The organism is Streptomyces sp. NPDC086989, assembly GCF_044745505.1.
GTDB lineage: Bacteria > Actinomycetota > Actinomycetes > Streptomycetales > Streptomycetaceae > Streptomyces.
Genome location: NZ_JBIVAL010000003.1, coordinates 194,783 through 209,429 on the forward strand (window position 1 = coordinate 194,783; position 14,647 = coordinate 209,429).

General features: G+C 72.1%; 15 protein-coding genes. 5 read left to right on the forward strand and 10 right to left on the reverse strand.

Annotated features, from left to right (window positions below):
* The first annotated feature begins 30 nt into the window (after positions 1 to 30).
* Positions 31 to 528: a GbsR/MarR family transcriptional regulator gene (locus ACIPK4_RS07620; RefSeq protein WP_402309930.1), complete on the forward strand. Its 498-nt coding sequence runs from the start codon at positions 31 to 33 to the stop codon at positions 526 to 528.
* A gap of 63 nt (positions 529 to 591) precedes the next feature.
* On the opposite strand, the gene ACIPK4_RS07625 is transcribed toward ACIPK4_RS07620, so the two are convergent.
* Positions 592 to 1,521 carry a diacylglycerol kinase gene (locus tag ACIPK4_RS07625; protein WP_402310615.1) on the reverse strand — a complete coding sequence of 310 codons (930 nt, stop codon included), beginning with the start codon at positions 1,519 to 1,521 and terminating at the stop codon, positions 592 to 594.
* Between the two features lie 184 nt (positions 1,522 to 1,705).
* Here ACIPK4_RS07625 and ACIPK4_RS07630 point away from each other — a divergent pair, with 184 nt between their 5' ends.
* From ACIPK4_RS07630 to ACIPK4_RS07640, 3 genes are all read left to right on the forward strand, one after another.
* Positions 1,706 to 2,989 carry an adenylosuccinate synthase gene (locus ACIPK4_RS07630; RefSeq protein ID WP_030152855.1) on the forward strand — a complete coding sequence of 428 codons (1,284 nt, stop codon included), beginning with the start codon at positions 1,706 to 1,708 and terminating at the stop codon, positions 2,987 to 2,989.
* 198 nt (positions 2,990 to 3,187) lie between these two features.
* Positions 3,188 to 4,060, forward strand: a complete 873-nt coding sequence (locus tag ACIPK4_RS07635; protein WP_402309933.1) for a hypothetical protein — start codon at positions 3,188 to 3,190, stop codon at positions 4,058 to 4,060.
* 22 nt (positions 4,061 to 4,082) lie between these two features.
* Positions 4,083 to 5,000 carry a hypothetical protein gene (locus ACIPK4_RS07640; RefSeq protein ID WP_402309937.1) on the forward strand — a complete coding sequence of 306 codons (918 nt, stop codon included), beginning with the start codon at positions 4,083 to 4,085 and terminating at the stop codon, positions 4,998 to 5,000.
* A 64-nt stretch (positions 5,001 to 5,064) separates the two neighbouring features.
* Here ACIPK4_RS07640 and ACIPK4_RS07645 read toward each other — a convergent pair whose 3' ends face one another.
* From ACIPK4_RS07645 to ACIPK4_RS07660, 4 genes are all read right to left on the reverse strand, one after another.
* Positions 5,065 to 5,949, reverse strand: coding sequence for an alpha/beta hydrolase family protein (locus tag ACIPK4_RS07645; RefSeq protein WP_402309939.1), 885 nt, complete (start codon positions 5,947 to 5,949; stop codon positions 5,065 to 5,067).
* A gap of 167 nt (positions 5,950 to 6,116) precedes the next feature.
* Positions 6,117 to 7,376 (reverse strand): kynureninase, encoded by a 1,260-nt coding sequence (gene kynU, locus ACIPK4_RS07650; protein WP_402309942.1) that lies wholly within the window; start codon positions 7,374 to 7,376, stop codon positions 6,117 to 6,119.
* On the reverse strand, positions 7,369 to 8,214 hold the full coding sequence (locus tag ACIPK4_RS07655) for a tryptophan 2,3-dioxygenase family protein (RefSeq protein WP_402309945.1): 846 nt from the start codon (positions 8,212 to 8,214) through the stop codon (positions 7,369 to 7,371). Before ACIPK4_RS07655 ends, kynU begins: the two co-directional genes overlap by 8 nt.
* 205 nt (positions 8,215 to 8,419) lie before the next feature.
* Positions 8,420 to 8,833, reverse strand: a complete 414-nt coding sequence (locus ACIPK4_RS07660) for a DUF3151 domain-containing protein (protein ID WP_054224036.1) — start codon at positions 8,831 to 8,833, stop codon at positions 8,420 to 8,422.
* A gap of 200 nt (positions 8,834 to 9,033) precedes the next feature.
* Between ACIPK4_RS07660 and ACIPK4_RS07665 the strand changes: the two genes are divergently transcribed.
* Positions 9,034 to 10,389 (forward strand): IS701 family transposase, encoded by a 1,356-nt coding sequence (locus ACIPK4_RS07665; RefSeq protein WP_402309949.1) that lies wholly within the window; start codon positions 9,034 to 9,036, stop codon positions 10,387 to 10,389.
* Positions 10,390 to 10,463: 74 nt separating this feature from the next.
* Here the strand turns inward: ACIPK4_RS07665 and ACIPK4_RS07670 are convergent, their stop codons facing one another.
* From ACIPK4_RS07670 to ACIPK4_RS07690, 5 genes are all read right to left on the reverse strand, one after another.
* Complete coding sequence (locus ACIPK4_RS07670; RefSeq protein ID WP_402309952.1) at positions 10,464 to 10,877, reverse strand: hypothetical protein; 414 nt, start codon at positions 10,875 to 10,877, stop codon at positions 10,464 to 10,466.
* A 216-nt stretch (positions 10,878 to 11,093) separates the two neighbouring features.
* Entirely contained in the window at positions 11,094 to 12,116 is a 1,023-nt protein-coding gene (gene fbaA, locus ACIPK4_RS07675) for a class II fructose-bisphosphate aldolase (RefSeq protein ID WP_402309954.1), read from the reverse strand.
* A 225-nt stretch (positions 12,117 to 12,341) separates the two neighbouring features.
* On the reverse strand, positions 12,342 to 12,881 hold the full coding sequence (pyrE, locus tag ACIPK4_RS07680) for an orotate phosphoribosyltransferase (protein WP_385191793.1): 540 nt from the start codon (positions 12,879 to 12,881) through the stop codon (positions 12,342 to 12,344).
* A 10-nt stretch (positions 12,882 to 12,891) separates the two neighbouring features.
* Positions 12,892 to 13,701: an aldose 1-epimerase gene (locus ACIPK4_RS07685; RefSeq protein ID WP_402309957.1), complete on the reverse strand. Its 810-nt coding sequence runs from the start codon at positions 13,699 to 13,701 to the stop codon at positions 12,892 to 12,894.
* A 21-nt stretch (positions 13,702 to 13,722) separates the two neighbouring features.
* Positions 13,723 to 14,622: an SRPBCC family protein gene (locus tag ACIPK4_RS07690; protein WP_402309959.1), complete on the reverse strand. Its 900-nt coding sequence runs from the start codon at positions 14,620 to 14,622 to the stop codon at positions 13,723 to 13,725.
* Positions 14,623 to 14,647: the final 25 nt, after the last annotated feature.

Consider the following 14,647-nt stretch of genomic DNA (forward strand, 5'->3'; position numbering starts at 1 on the left):
TAACGTAAAGTCGGGAAGGTGGCGGACGACATGGATGCAGTGGATGCAGTGGAAGCACGGAACGCGGAAGCGGTCTCCCGCTTCGTCGAGCGGTTCGCCGCCCAACTGACGGAGGCGGGCATGCAGCGCATGGCCGCCCGGGTCTTCGCCCAGCTCCTCGCGAGCGACAACGGGGCGATGACCTCGGCCGAGCTGAGCGAGGCCCTGCAGATCAGCCCGGCGGCGGTGTCGGGCGCCGTGGCGTACCTGACGCAGGTGACCATGGTCAGCCGGGAGCGGGAGCCGGGCTCCCGGCGGGACCGGTACGTGCTGCACAACGAGCTCTGGTACGAGACGTTCACCCGCCGGGACCAGGTGCTCAGCCTGTTCGAGAAGACCCTGCGCGACGGGGTGGCCGGGCTCGGCAGGGACACGCCGGCGGGCGCGCGAATGGCGGAGACCGCGGAGTTCTTCGAGTTCCTGCAGACCGAGATGCACGGGATGATGGACCGCTGGCGGGCCCACCGCGCCACCCTGGACTTTTCCTAGCCGTGGTGCCGGAGCGTCCGGCCGTGGTCCCGGAGCGTCGGGGACGCCCCGGGACGACGGCCGTCAGCGCGGGACGGTGAGGGACCAGGCCGCCGGACGCAGGGTCCAGGTCCGGCGGCGGACCGGGCCGGTCACCACGGTGTCGGCGCGGTAGCGGAAGTCCGACCCCGAGACCGTCACCGCGTGCGCCCGCACCCGGACGGCCGAGCCGCCGGCCAGCCGGACCGTGACCTCCGCCAGGCCGGCGGAAACCCCCGGAACCACCGAACCGGTGGCCGCCGAACCCGGAACCACCGAACGCGGAACCACCGAACCCGTGCCCGCCCTGCCCGGGCCCGCCGAGCCCATGCCCGCCGAGCCCGGTGCCGCCGCGTCCGGCACCGGAACCACCCGCAGGTCCTGCACCGGCCGGTCCACGTCCACCAGGAGCTGCCCGTCCGCCTCCACCCGCAGCCGGTGCCCCACCGGAGCCCCCGTCGGGACCAGCGTCCGCACCAGCGAGCGGTACGCGCTCCACACCGACGGCCCCTGCGCCCCCGGTACCGTCCGGACGGGTGGAATCCGCAGATCCCCGAGCACCACCCCGTCGCTGTCGTCCACGAGCAGGTCGCGCGCCCGTACGGCGCCGTCCAGCACCGACCGGGCCGCGGCCACCGCCGACAGCGGGACACCCAGCGCCCGCGCCAGCCCCAGCGACCCCACCTGCCCCACCGGAATCAGCGAAACGGCGCCGTCACCCAGCCCCCGCTCCCGGTACAGCAGCCCCACCGCGCGGACCAGCGCACGGTCGTCACCGACGATCACCGGCTGCCGATGACCCCGGCGGGCGAGGGCCCGCGCAAACTCCTCCTGCGAGTCGGGGAGACAGATTTTCGCTGCCGCGCCCGCCGACAGAACATCTTTCGCGATCCGCACGGACTCGCCGTCAAGACGGCGGGCGACCGGGTCGACGAGCACGAGCAGGCCGCCTACCGGCGCGCCCGCATGGCTCATGGTGGGCTCTGGAGCCGACACCTCGGTCCTTCCTCGGGTAGCATCTTTGTGCAAGAGGCCCTTGCGCTATTGCGCCAGGGCCTTCGTCTATTCCGGGGTACCGGTCCGACGGCTCAGCCTGCGGTGTACATCGTCGTACGCCCCCTGACCTTGGACATGCCCCATCCGGAAGAGGTGTACGCCTGTGCCCGCTCTTGTGCTGCTCGGAGCTCAGTGGGGTGACGAGGGCAAGGGAAAGGCCACCGACCTGCTCGGTGGATCTGTTGACTATGTGGTGCGCTACCAGGGCGGCAACAACGCCGGCCACACGGTCGTCGTAGGCGACCAGAAGTATGCGCTGCACCTTCTCCCTTCCGGCATCCTCTCCCCCGGATGCACCCCGGTCATCGGCAACGGCGTCGTCGTCGACCCGGCCGTCCTGCTCTCCGAGCTGCGCGGTCTGAACGAGCGCGGCATCGACACCTCCAAGCTGCTCATCAGCGGCAACGCACACCTCATCACGCCGTACAACGTCACCCTCGACAAGGTCGGCGAGCGCTTCCTCGGCAAGCGCAAGATCGGTACGACCGGCCGCGGCATCGGCCCGACCTACGCGGACAAGATCAACCGCATCGGCATCCGCGTCCAGGACCTGTACGACGAGTCGATCCTCACCCAGAAGGTCGAAGCGGCGCTGGAGGGCAAGAACCAGCTCCTCGCGAAGCTCTACAACCGCCGCGCCATCGAGGCCGCCGCGATCGTGGAGGAGATGCTCCAGTACGCGGAGCAGATCAAGCCGTACGTCGCCGACACCACCCTGATCCTCAACAACGCGCTCGACGAGGACAAGGTCGTGCTGTTCGAGGGCGGCCAGGGCACCCTGCTCGACGTCGACCACGGCACGTACCCCTTCGTCACCTCCTCGAACCCGACCGCCGGCGGCGCCTGCACCGGCACCGGCGTGGGCCCGACGAAGATCAGCCGCGTCATCGGCATCCTCAAGGCCTACACGACCCGCGTCGGCGCCGGCCCGTTCCCGACCGAGCTGTTCGACCAGGACGGCGAGGACCTGCGCCGCATCGGCGGCGAGCGCGGCGTGACCACCGGCCGCGACCGCCGCTGCGGCTGGTTCGACGCCCCGATCGCCCGCTACGCCACCCGCGTGAACGGCCTGACGGACTTCTTCCTCACCAAGCTCGACGTGCTGACCGGCTGGGAGCAGATCCCGGTGTGCGTCGCGTACGAGATCGACGGCAAGCGCGTCGAGGAGCTCCCGTACTCGCAGACCGACTTCCACCACGCGAAGCCGATCTACGAAAACCTGCCCGGCTGGTCCGAGGACATCACCAAGGCCAAGACGTTCTCGGACCTGCCGAAGAACGCCCAGGCGTACGTGAAGGCCCTGGAGGAGATGTCGGGCGCCCCGATCTCCGCGATCGGCGTCGGCCCCGGCCGCACCGAGACCATCGAGATCAACTCGTTCCTGTAGTCCGCCGGCCCGCCGACGGACGTGTGGGGCGGGGCTCCCGTGAAGGGAACCCCGCCCCACACGCGTACCCGGGCACGTGCAGGCCCCGGTCCGGCGCCTAAGTCGGTTGATCTTCCCCGGGGGCGGCAAGGTAAAAAGGGGTTCAACAACTCCGGCCACCTCTTGCGACCGGTACCCGATCCCCTGGGGGACCTCGTCTTGCGTACCCGCCTGCTCCGCAGAGCGCTCACACCCCTGCTCGCCGCCTCCGCCGTCACCGCCCTGGCCCCGGCCGTGGCGACGGCCGTCCAGCCCGGCGAGTGCCGGGGCAGCTCCACCGGACGCTCCGCGGACCTGCGTCCCGGCCAGCGCCTCGAATCCGGCGCGAGCCTGGTCCCCACGCCCGGCAAGCCCGAGCTGGCCATGCAGTCCGACGGCAACCTCGTCGTGTACGCGACCACCTACCCCGGCGGGCCCAAGCTCCCGCTGTGGAACAGCGGCACGTACGGCAACCCCGGCGCGTACGCCCTGATGCAGGAGGACGGCAACTTCGTCGTCTACCGCCAGGGCGGCGGCCCCGACACCGGTGGCGGCATCTGGCACACCGCGACCTACGGCAACCGGGCCAACTCCTACATCCGTGCCTCCATCAGGGACGACGGCGAGTTCAGTGTGAGCGGCCGCAGCGAGGACTGGTACTGGTCGACGGAGACCGGCGAGCAGCCCTCCAAGGTCTGCTCGACCGACGCCTCCTGGATCCGGGGCAACTGGGCCCAGTCCAACACCGCGTGGCTCGTGCTCCAGAAGGACAACAACCTCGTCATGTACCGCAAGCGGGACGGCAAGGCCATCTGGAGCAGCGGCACCTACGGCAACCGGAACGCCCTGAACCTGGAGATGGGGTACGGCGGCGACCTGACCCTGCACGAGGAGGGACCGAACCACACGGTCCGCTGGCGCACCTACACCGGGGGCAACTCGGACGCCTACGGCCTGCTCCAGGACGACGGGAACTTCGTCGTCTACAAGCAGAGCGGCGGCCCCGGCAGGGGCGGCGCCCTCTGGAACAGCGGTACCTACAACAAGATCTGATCCACCACGGGGGGAATCACCCATGCGCAACCGCCTGACCCGCAATGCGTTCATAACCCTGCTCGCCGCCTCGGCCCTGACCGGCCTGATCCCGGCCGCGGCACACGCCGCGCCCGCCACCCGGGACGGGATGGCCGAGTGCGACGAGCCCTACGACCGCCGCGAAACGGTCCTGAGCGTGGGCCAGCGGCTCACCCCGGGCCAGAAACTGACCAGTCCCACCCAGTCGACCGAACTGGTCATGCAGGCCGACGGCAACCTCGTGCTGTACGCGCTCGGCAACCCGGGCGGGCCGCGTCTGCCGCTGTGGAACAGCGCGACGTACGGCAACCCGGGCGCGTACGCCACCATGCAGGCGGACGGCAACTTCGTCATCTACCGCGAGGGCGGCAGCGCCCAGACGGGCGGCGGCATCTGGCACACCGACACCTACGGCGACCGGACCGACACGAACCCCCGGGCCAAGCTGGACGCGGACGGAAGCTTCCGGGTCATCGGGCGTCGGGAGAGCGAGTTCATGGGGCTGCACTTCTGGTCCCACAACCGGGAGCGGTCCACGAAGCTGTGCGCGAACGACGCGACACACGAGTACCGCTACCGGTTCAACGGGGACTGGGCCCAGAGCGCCTCCGTCTGGATGGTCATCCAGCCCGACAACAACCTGGTCATCTACCGCAAGAGCGACGGCAAGGCCATCTGGAACAGCGGCACGTACTGGGCGAAGTACTACACGATGGAGCTGAGCATCGCCGACGACGGCAACCTGCGGCTGCGCGACTGGTTCAGCCCGTACACGGTGGCCTGGAACGCCGGCACCGGCAACAACCCCGGCGCTTACGCACTGCTCCAGGACGACGGCAACTTCGTCGTCTACAAGGCGGACGGCGGCCCCGGCAAGGGCGGCGCGCTCTGGGCCAGCGGCACCTACAACCAGGTCTGACGGGGCGACGGCCCCCCTCTCCAGAGGGGGGCCGTGCCATGTGCCGGGCGGGGCGAACCGGGTCCTACCAGGCCAGTTGTGAGATCTCCTCGGCGACCACGGCGCAGGCGTCGGCGGCCGGGTCGATCAGCGGGAAGTGGCCGACGCCGTCGAGCAGCGTCAGCCCCACGGTCTCCCCGGCCTTGGCCGCCGCGGCCACGTACGACTCGGCCACCGACGGCGGGACCACGATGTCCTCCCGGCCGTGGACGACGGCCGTCGCGATCCCGGTCGGCAGCAGGGCGGCCGGGTCCGCGAACGGCAGGCGTTCGGCCCACTGGTCGACGCCGCCCAGCAGCTGCGCCGAGGCGCCGCCGCACACGCCGAGCTCCTCCGCGGTCACGAAGTCCGCGATGGGGGCCAGCGCCACCACGCCGCGCAGCAGCGGCGGGGACGGCAGCCTCCAGGCGGCCGGGGACCGGGGCGGCAGGACGTGCCGGGCCGCTGCCCACAGGGCGAGGTGGCCGCCCGCGGAGTGGCCGGTGACGACCGTGCGGCGGGCATCGGCCTGGGGGAGGTGGGCCGCGGCCAGGGCCGGGAGGGCGTCCATCGCGGCGGCGACGTCATCGAAGGTTTCCGGCCAGCGGCCCGCGATGTGACCCCCGGCGTTCTGGTGCGGCATCGAACTGCCGCGCCGATACTCGACGTTGGCGACGGCGAAGCCCCGGCGGGCCAGGAAGTCCGCGAGCGGGGTGATGTGGTGGCGGTCGTACGGGGCCCGCCAGGCACCGCCGTGCAGGACGACGACCAGCGGGGACGCGCCCGTGGCGGAGTCCGTGCGCGGGACGTAGAAGTCGATCACCTGGTCGGGGTGGTCCCCGTACGCCCCGGTCGCGTCGGGGGCGACCGGCGGATGGGCGAAGGCCGAGGCGGCCTCGGCGGCGTCCCGTTCGACTGCGGGGTCCGTCATCGGCTCAACCTCTCGGTAACGCGTGGGACTGGTGTTCCGGCAGAGCGGGACCGTATCAGTCCGGAACCGGACCGTTCATGGCGGGCGCCGGCCGCGACCGTGACGTACGGGGGCGGACGGAGCCGTAGCCCCACCCGCCCCCGTTGCCGTGACGTTTCGCCTCCGCGTCACCCGAAAATGTGACCCAGTGTCCGGGCGGCCCGCTCCGCGTCGGCGAAACCGACGTAGAGCGGGGTGAAACCGAAGCGCAGGACGTCCGGGGCACGGAAGTCACCGATCACACCGCGGGAGATCAGGTCGTCCATGACCTCGCGGGCGTTCTCGGTGCGCAGCGAGACCTGGCTGCCGCGCCGGTCGTGCGCGGCCGGGGTGACCGATTCGACCTTGCCGGCCGGGACGTACGCCGCGACGCATTCCAGGAAGAAGTCGGTCAGGGCGAGGGACTTGGCCCGTACGGCTTCCACCGAGACCCCGTCCCAGGCGTCGAGCGCCGCTTCCAGGGCCAGCATGGACAGGATGTCCGGAGTGCCGACCCGGCCGCGCACCGCACCGTCGGCCGGGGCGTAGTCCGGGGTCATCGCGAAGGGGTCCGCGTGGCCGTTCCAGCCGGGGAGCGGGGAGTCGAACGCGGCCTGGTTGCGGGCGGCGACGTAGAGGTACGCCGGGGAACCGGGCCCGCCGTTCAGGTACTTGTACGTACAGCCGACCGCGAGGTCGACGGCGTGCTCGTCGAGGCCGACGGGGAGGGCGCCGGCCGAGTGGCACAGGTCCCAGACGGTGACGGCCCCGGCGGCGCGGGCCGCCGCGGTGAGGGCCGGGAGGTCGTGGAGGCGTCCGGTGCGGTAGTCGACGTGGTTGAGCAGGACGACGGCGGTGTCCTCCCCCATCGCCTCCGCGGCGTGCGACGGGTCGACCGGGACGACGGTGAGGCCGGTCATCCGGGCCGCCGACGCCGCCATGTAGCCGTCGGTGGGAAACGTCGACGCGTCGACCAGCAGCTGTGTGCGCCCGGGGCGGGCCAGCCGGGCCGCCCCGACCAGGGCCTTGAACAGGTTGACACTGGTGGAGTCGCCGACGACCGTCTGGCCGGGGGCCGCCCCGATGAGCGGGGACAGCTTGTCGCCGATCCGCTCGGGAGCGGTCCACCAGGTGCCGGTGCTCCAGGACTGGATGAGCTCGGTGCCCCACTCGTGGGTGATGACCTGGGCCAGGCGCTCCGCGACGCCGGTGGTCAGCGCCCCCAGGGAGTTGCCGTCCAGGTAGACGACCCCGTCGGGGAGGGTGAAGCGCTCGCGGAGCTTGCCCAGCTCGTCGGCGGTGTCGAGTTCCGCGGCGCGGGCGGCCAGGTCCAGGGCGGCGCGGCTGCCGGGGACCCCGTTGCCGGGGACCCCGTTGCCGCGGGCTTCGTTCGTCGTGGGCTCATACATGGCTGCGCGCCGTCCAGAGCTCGGGGAACACGTTCTTGGTGGCGCGCTTTTCGAGCCAGGTCACGCCGGCGGAGCCGCCCGTGCCGGTCTTGGCCCCCATGGCGCGGCGGGTGGCGACGAGGTGGTCGTTGCGCCAGCGCCAGACGAGCTCCGCGACGTCCGTCAGCACCTCGCCGAGGCGGTGCAGGTCGAGGTGGGCGTCGGGGTCCGCGTACAGGGAGGTCCAGACGGCCTCGACCTCGGGGGAGGGCTCGTACCGCTGGGAGAGGTCGCGGTCCAGGACCGTCTGCGGGACGGGCAGGCCGCGGCGGGACAGCAGGCGCAGGACCTCGTCGTAGAGGCTGGGCTCGTAGAGGGCCTTCTCCAGCTCCGCGTGGACGCGCGGGGCGCCGCGGTGCGGGACGAGCATGGAGGCCGACTTCTCGCCGAGCAGGAACTCCATCCGGCGGTACATCGCCGACTGGAAGCCGGAGCCCTCGCCGAGGGCGGCGCGGTAGGCGTTGAACTGGCCCGGGGTGAGCTGGGCGAGCGGGCGCCAGGAGGCGTTGAGGGCCTCCAGTTCGCGGAGGGATCGTTTCAGCGCATCCATCGCGACGGAGATGCGGTCCTCGCGGAGGGCCTTCGCGGCCGTCTCCCACTCGTGGACGATGACCGTGAACCACAGCTCCATGACCTGGGTCGTCACCAGGAAGACCATCTCGCCCGGGTCGTCCGAGCGCAGGTGCTGGAGGTGGGTGAGGACGTCCGCCTGGACGTAGTCCTCGTACGGGGTCGTGCCGTCGAAGTCGAGGTTCGGGGTGTCCGAACCGGCTCCGGAGGCATCAAGGGTGTTCGACATCGCTGTCTCCTCGACACGTGCTTCCGGGTAGCGGTCCGCTCCTTCCGATGGGTGAGTGGAGCCCCGGTCCCCTGCCCGCATCATAGGACCGGTTGCCGGGCACCATCCAATGAGATGTGACCGGGGTCACAGTCACTTTTCGGACACTACGGCATGCCGGGGCCCCGCGCGCGGGGCCCCGGCAACTCGCCGCGCTCAGCGCGGCTCAGGCGCCCAGGACGTCCGCCGCCGTCTCCGACGAGTCGCGCAGGAAGGTCGAGCAGCGCTCGAACTCCTCCTTCTCGCCGATCGCCTCGGCCGCGCGGGACAGGGCGTACAGGGCGCGCAGGAAACCGCGGTTCGGCTCGTGCTCCCACGGCACCGGGCCGTGGCCCTTCCAGCCGGCGCGGCGCAGCGCGTCCAGGCCGCGGTGGTAGCCCGTACGGGCGTACGCGTACGACTCGACGGTGCGACCGGCGGCGAACGCCTCGTCGGCGAGGGTCGCCCAGGCGAGCGAGGAGGTCGGGTGCGCGGCGGCCACCTCGACCGCGGGCGTGCCCGCGGCGAGGGCCTCGCGGCCCGGCTCGTCGGGGAGGTGGGTGGGGGCGGGGCCCCCGAGCAGGTTCTGGTGAATGGACATGCACCAAGTCTGGGGTATCCGGCCCCTCCCGCGGAGCGGCGGCACCGCGTACGGGCGGTGCCCCAACCACCCCTGGTGCTCCTCCGGGTGGCCGGTGGTGGGCGCCCCACCACCGGTCGGCCCAGTCGTGTGCCCGGCGCACCTCCCCTGGAAGGGGGGCGCGGACGGACGGTAGGGGGGCCATCGACGAAGGGGGAGTCGTGAACACCAGCACCAGCACCAGCACCAGCAGCGCGATCAGCGGCACGTACCGGGGTGTCCGGGCGACGGCGGCGGGACGGCGCAACCCCGTCAACCAGGCCGCCGGGACCGCAGAGGCCGTCGAGGAGCTGTGCGCCGCGGTGTTCGCCTCCCTGCGGCGCCGGGACCAGCGGGAGCGCGGCCGCCAGTACGTACACGGGCTGCTGGCGGCTCAGGGCCGCAAGTCGATCCGGAACATCGCGCAGCAGATGACGGCCGGAGCGGGTGCCGGAGCGGGCGGTGCGGCGGCCGCGGAGCAGAGCCTGCACCACTTCATCGCGGCGTCCACCTGGGACTGGCAGCCGATCCGCGCGGCGCTGTCGCAGTACCTGGGCCGCACGGCCCCGCTCAATGCGTGGGTGGCGCAGCCGATGGCGATCCCTAAGGGCGGGGAGCACTCGGTGGGGGCGGGACACCGCTTCGACCCGCACCGGGGGCAGATGTTCCGCGGACAGCAGGCGTTCGGGATGTGGTTCACCTCGGCCGCAATGGTCACGCCGGTGGGCTGGCGGCTGTTCCTCGACGAGGAGTCGGGGACCACGGACGAGTCGTACGAGGAGTGCGCGGTGACGGCGGTGCTGGACACCGTCCGGGAGGCGCGCGAGTCGGGGACGGCAACCCGGCCGGTGGTGCTGGACATCCGGGACATCGCGACCCGGGCCACGCTGAACCGCTTCGCGGAGGCGCGGGTGCCGGTGGTGGGGCGGATCAGCCCCGAGGCACGGCTGCTGGTGACGGACCCGCGGCTGCCGGGCTTCGGCGCGGGGACACTGGCCGCGCGGGACGTCCTGCAGAACGTCAGGGGTCTGCGGATGCCGGTGGAGTGGCCCGACCCGGAGCTGCCGGGGGCACGACGGACCTCGCTGGTGGCGGCCGTCCGCGTGATGGTCCCGGACCCGGCTCCGGGACGGCGGCGCGAGGTGCTGCTGTTCGGGGAGTGGGAGGCGGCCAGGCGGCTGCCCACGCAGCTGTGGGTGACGGACATGGTGCGGACGGAGCCCGGCGCGCTGGTGCGGATGACCAAGACGGCGCAACGGGTGTCGGCGGCGGCCGGGACCGGAGTGCAGGAGGTCGGCCTGCGGGACTTCTCGGGCCGCTCCCTGCCGGGCTGGCACCGGCATGTCACGCTCGCTTCGGTGGCCCATGCGGCGCTCTGCCTGGCACCGGCGGCAGGCCCGGCCGCAGCCCCGGCGGCAGGCCGGGCAGCAGCCCCGGCGGCAGCGACCGCGCCGGCCCCGGCGCTCGCGCAGGCCCCCGTGCGGCACAGCCCGGTGCGCCGGGCCCGCGCCCACGCGGCGGTTCTGGCCGGCCGCTGAGCACGCACCCACGCCCCGGCCGGGGCCGGGACCCGGGGGTCCCGGCCCCGGCCGGGGCCGTGGCGCGCCCGCCGTCACCTGCGGTGGGGCCGGTGACTGGGCGTGTGCGTGGGTGTCTGGGGCTTCGGCGTCTGGGGGCTCGGCGACGTGGTGCTCGGCGCGCTGACGCGCTGGCAGTTTACGAAGACGAAGGGCTGGTTCTCGTTGACCGCGACAACGGTGTAGTCGACGTTCTTCTGGAAGCGCTTCAACAGGAAGTGCCCGGTGCTGTCGACGTTCAGGCGCTCGGTGCTCTCGCCGTCCTTGAGGTCACGGGGAGCCGTGAAGCCCTCACCGGAGATGGTGACCGAGGTCCCGTCCGCCGAGGGTGTGACCGTGCAGCTCGCAGCAGGTGCCGCACCGGCGGCCGGCGCCAGGACGAGCGCGCCGGACAGGACGAGCGGAAACGCGGACAGCGCAACCACTGCGCGTCGGATGTGCAGATGCATGAAGGTGCTCCCATCAGGGAGAAGCCAGGGAGTGCGGGCCGCGGAGCTGACGGCGCTCACCGTCACGGCGGTGTCCGAGGGCCGAAAGGCGACCGCCCATCCATGCTCACCCACCCTCCCGGAGCTGTCGACCGGAGGGGCGGGGACGGCCACGACGAAGGGCCCGGGCCGCCGTCGCGAGACGGCGCCCGGGCCCTTCGGCCGTGGCAGGGGGTACTACTTCAGCTTCGTGCCCGTCGAGCGCAGGTTCGCGCACGCCTCGGTGACGCGCTTGGCCATGCTGGCCTCGGCCAGCTTGCCCCAGGTGCGCGGGTCGTAGGTGGACTTCTTGCCGACCTCGCCGTCGACCTTCAGGACACCGTCGTAGTTGCGGAACATGTGGTCCGCAACCGGGCGGGTGAAGGCGTACTGGGTGTCGGTGTCGAGGTTCATCTTCACGACGCCGTTCTCCAGCGCGGTGGCGATCTCCTGCTCGGAGGAGCCGGAGCCGCCGTGGAAGACGAAGTCGAACGGGTTGCTCTTGCCGTACTTCTCGCCGACACCCTGCTGGAGGTCCTTCAGCAGCTCGGGGCGCAAGACGACGTTGCCCGGCTTGTAGACACCGTGCACGTTGCCGAAGGAGGCGGCCAGCAGGTAGCGGCCCTTCTCGCCCAGGCCGAGGGCCTCGGCGGTGCGGATCGCGTCGTCGACGGTGGTGTACAGCTCGTCGTTGATCTCGTGGCTGACGCCGTCCTCCTCGCCGCCGGTCGGGGTGATCTCGACCTCGAGGATGATCTTCGCTGCGGCGGCCTTGGCGAGCAGCTCCTGCCCGATGGCCAGGTTGTCGGCCAGGGTCTCGGCGGAGCCGTCCCACATGTGCGACTGGAAGAGCGGGTTCAGACCACGGGCCACGCGCTCGGCGGAGATCTCCAGGAGCGGGCGGACGTAGCCGTCCAGCTTGTCCTTGGGGCAGTGGTCCGTGTGCAGTGCGACGGTGACGTCGTACTTCGCGGCAACGACGTGCGCGAACTCGGCCAGGGCGACCGCACCGGTCACCATGTCCTTCTTGTACTGGCCACCCAGGAACTCCGCACCACCGGTGGAGATCTGGATGATGCCGTCGCTCTCGGCCTCCGCGAAGCCGCGCAGTGCAGCGTGCAGGGTCTGGGTCGAGGTCACGTTGATCGCCGGGTAGGCAAACTTGCCTGCCTTCGCCCGGTCGAGCATCTCGTTGTAGACCTCGGGGGTTGCGATGGGCATCTGTCCGCTCCTTGGATGTGCGGGGAGTGTGCGATTGCTGGCCCTGACCTGGGGGCGACGTAACCGTCGGGCTCATCTTTCCAGACTCCGCGCGGCACTCCACCCGTGCCGAGTGGACCGTTTCACGTGAAACACTCCGCGCCGAGGGGAAAGGGCAGGTCAGGACCTGTGCCCGGAGGCCCGGGGACCGAAGTCACCAGTTCTCCGGGCGGCCAGAATGCGAGATCAGGCGAGGTCGAGGTCGCCGAGCCGGTAGCCGGTGAGGTAGGGCAGGCCCGCCGCGGCGATGGCGTCCGCAGCCCCGCGGTCCACGATCGTGGCGACGGCGACGACCTCGCCGCCGGCCTCGCGGACGGCCTCGACGGCGGTCAGCGGAGACCCGCCGGTGGTCGAGGTGTCCTCGACCACCAGGCAGCGCTTGCCCTTCACGTCGGTGCCCTCGATACGACGCTGCATGCCGTGGGCCTTCTGCGCCTTGCGGACGACGAAGGCGTCCAGGCGGCCACCGCGCGCGGCGGACGCGTGGAGCATCGAGGTCGCGACCGGGTCGGCGCCGAGGGTCAGACCGCCGACGCAGTCGAAGTCCAGTTCGGCGGTGAGGTCGAGCATGACCTGGCCGACCATCGGGGCCGCCTCGCCGTCCAGGGTGATCCGGCGGAGGTCGATGTAGTAGTCGGCCTCCTTGCCGGAGGAGAGGGTCACCTTGCCGTGCACGACGGCCTTGTCCTTGATCTGCTGCAGAAGCGCCTGGCGCACGTCACTCATGGCCCCGAGCTTAATTGCGCCCCGGCACCGGCTGGGACAGCCGCCGCCAGGTCCAGGTCATGGAGATCTCCAGCGGGTCCACGGGGCTGACCAGGCGCGGCAGGGTGTTCAGCCCGTTCGGCGGCCCGGACTGCGGCTCCACGCAGACCGCCTCGGGCTGCTCGTCGTACACCACCACCCATTCGGCCCGGCTGGTGATCTTCAGTTCGACTGCGCCGGGCCAGGTCAGGGTGGCCTCGACGCCTTCCGGCATGCCGAAGCAGTCGTCCCAGGGGCCGGGCAGCGGGTCGATGCGCTTGCCCGTGGGGAGGTGGTCTTCCCCGCGCTCCTCCTGCCAGGCGGGCGCGAAGTCGAGGCGTACGTCCTCACCGCCGGCGCCGAGGTTGCGCCGGAACCAGGGGTGCCAGCCCGCCTGGGCCGGGAAGGAGTCGCCGTACGTCTCCACGCCCATGGTGACGGTCAGGGCATCGGTGCCGAGCTCGAAGATCTGGGTGACCCGGCCCGGGTACGGCCAGGGCTCGGCGAGGTCGTACGTGAAGGCCGCCGTGGTGTCGGTGACCCCGGCGGGGCGCCAGGGGGCGTCACGGCCGAAGCCGTGGATGGCGTGCGGCGGCTGGTTGATCGGCAGCTGGTGGACGGCGGCCCCGTCCCGGAACCGCCCGTTCGCGGTGCGTCCGCAGAACGGGACCATGGGGAACGCGCCGTAGTGGGGGCCTTGGCGCAACAGCTCGGTGCCGTCGATGCGCAGACTGCCGATCCGGCAGCCGTTCTCCTGGTCGATGGTCACCTCGGCGCCGGCCGCGCTCAGTTGCGTACTCATGCGACCGACTCTAACGAGGTGTCAGCGGCGTCGGCGCAGGGCTCGACCGACGACGACGGCCGAGGCCAGAGCCAGTGCGGCGGCCGGGGCGATCCAGCGCAGGTTCGCGCCGGCGCCCGCGTTCCCGGGGGCCGGGACCGGGGCGTAGCGGCCGCGCGGGGGTGCGTGGTCCACTTCCTCGGCGCTGCGGCCGATCATGGTGCGGCGGGCGTGGGCGGCCTCGGCGGGGGGCTGCGCGGCGGCGCCGAACTCCTCGATCTCGCCGAGGTCGCCGACCCGGCCGAAGTCGGGGAGCCCCTCGAAGTCACCGTCCATGAAGGGTTCCAGGGACGGGGGCGGCACATCGGTGTCGAAGACGGACGCGGTGACCTCCGTGACCCCGTCGTCCTCTCCACCTTCGCCCTCCTCTCCGTCCTGCGCGCCGGGCGCGCCGGCCTCGGCCTCCTCGGCCTCCTCCGCCTCGGCGATGACGTCGGTCACCGGTTCCGGGGGCCCGGCCAGCGCCGCGAGCTGATCGGCGGCCCGGTCCAGGAGCCGCTGGACGGCGGTCGCGGTCGCCTCGGGCGGGAAGGCGGCGGCCCGCCCGTCGGCGGTTCCCTCGGCGGTGAACTCCAGCCGGGTTCCGTCGTCCGCGGGGGTCAGCAGCAGTGCGAGGGCCAGCTTGACGGTGCCGCTGCCGCGGATCTCCGCGCCCTCTCCGGAGACGGTGAAGCGGTCCGGAGCACGTTCGGTGACGGTCAGGGCTCCGCGGTAGGTGACGGTGTTCCCGCCGACCCGCAGTTTGAGGCGGCCCGACACGGGCCCGGAGGCCGCGTCGGCGTCCTGCTGGAGCCCGGGTACGCAGCGTGCCACCCGGGCGGGGTCGCGCAGCACGGCGCGGAGGTCGTCTGCCGGTACCGGAACGAACACCTGATGCTCCATGTGGACGAGCCTACCGACGGGAGGC

Excerpts from the sequence above, each read along its gene's own strand:
- ACIPK4_RS07620 (WP_402309930.1), top strand. The coding sequence starts at position 31 with ATGGATGCAGTGGATGCAGTGGAAGCACGGAACGCGGAAGCGGTCTCC.
- ACIPK4_RS07625 (WP_402310615.1), bottom strand. The coding sequence starts at position 1,521 with ATGAGCCATGCGGGCGCGCCGGTAGGCGGCCTGCTCGTGCTCGTCGAC.
- ACIPK4_RS07640 (WP_402309937.1), top strand. The coding sequence starts at position 4,083 with ATGCGCAACCGCCTGACCCGCAATGCGTTCATAACCCTGCTCGCCGCC.
- ACIPK4_RS07645 (WP_402309939.1), bottom strand. The coding sequence starts at position 5,949 with ATGACGGACCCCGCAGTCGAACGGGACGCCGCCGAGGCCGCCTCGGCC.
- kynU (WP_402309942.1), bottom strand. The coding sequence starts at position 7,376 with ATGTATGAGCCCACGACGAACGAAGCCCGCGGCAACGGGGTCCCCGGC.
- ACIPK4_RS07655 (WP_402309945.1), bottom strand. The coding sequence starts at position 8,214 with ATGTCGAACACCCTTGATGCCTCCGGAGCCGGTTCGGACACCCCGAAC.
- ACIPK4_RS07660 (WP_054224036.1), bottom strand. The coding sequence starts at position 8,833 with ATGTCCATTCACCAGAACCTGCTCGGGGGCCCCGCCCCCACCCACCTC.
- ACIPK4_RS07670 (WP_402309952.1), bottom strand. The coding sequence starts at position 10,877 with ATGCATCTGCACATCCGACGCGCAGTGGTTGCGCTGTCCGCGTTTCCG.
- fbaA (WP_402309954.1), bottom strand. The coding sequence starts at position 12,116 with ATGCCCATCGCAACCCCCGAGGTCTACAACGAGATGCTCGACCGGGCG.
- pyrE (WP_385191793.1), bottom strand. The coding sequence starts at position 12,881 with ATGAGTGACGTGCGCCAGGCGCTTCTGCAGCAGATCAAGGACAAGGCC.
- ACIPK4_RS07685 (WP_402309957.1), bottom strand. The coding sequence starts at position 13,701 with ATGAGTACGCAACTGAGCGCGGCCGGCGCCGAGGTGACCATCGACCAG.
- ACIPK4_RS07690 (WP_402309959.1), bottom strand. The coding sequence starts at position 14,622 with ATGGAGCATCAGGTGTTCGTTCCGGTACCGGCAGACGACCTCCGCGCC.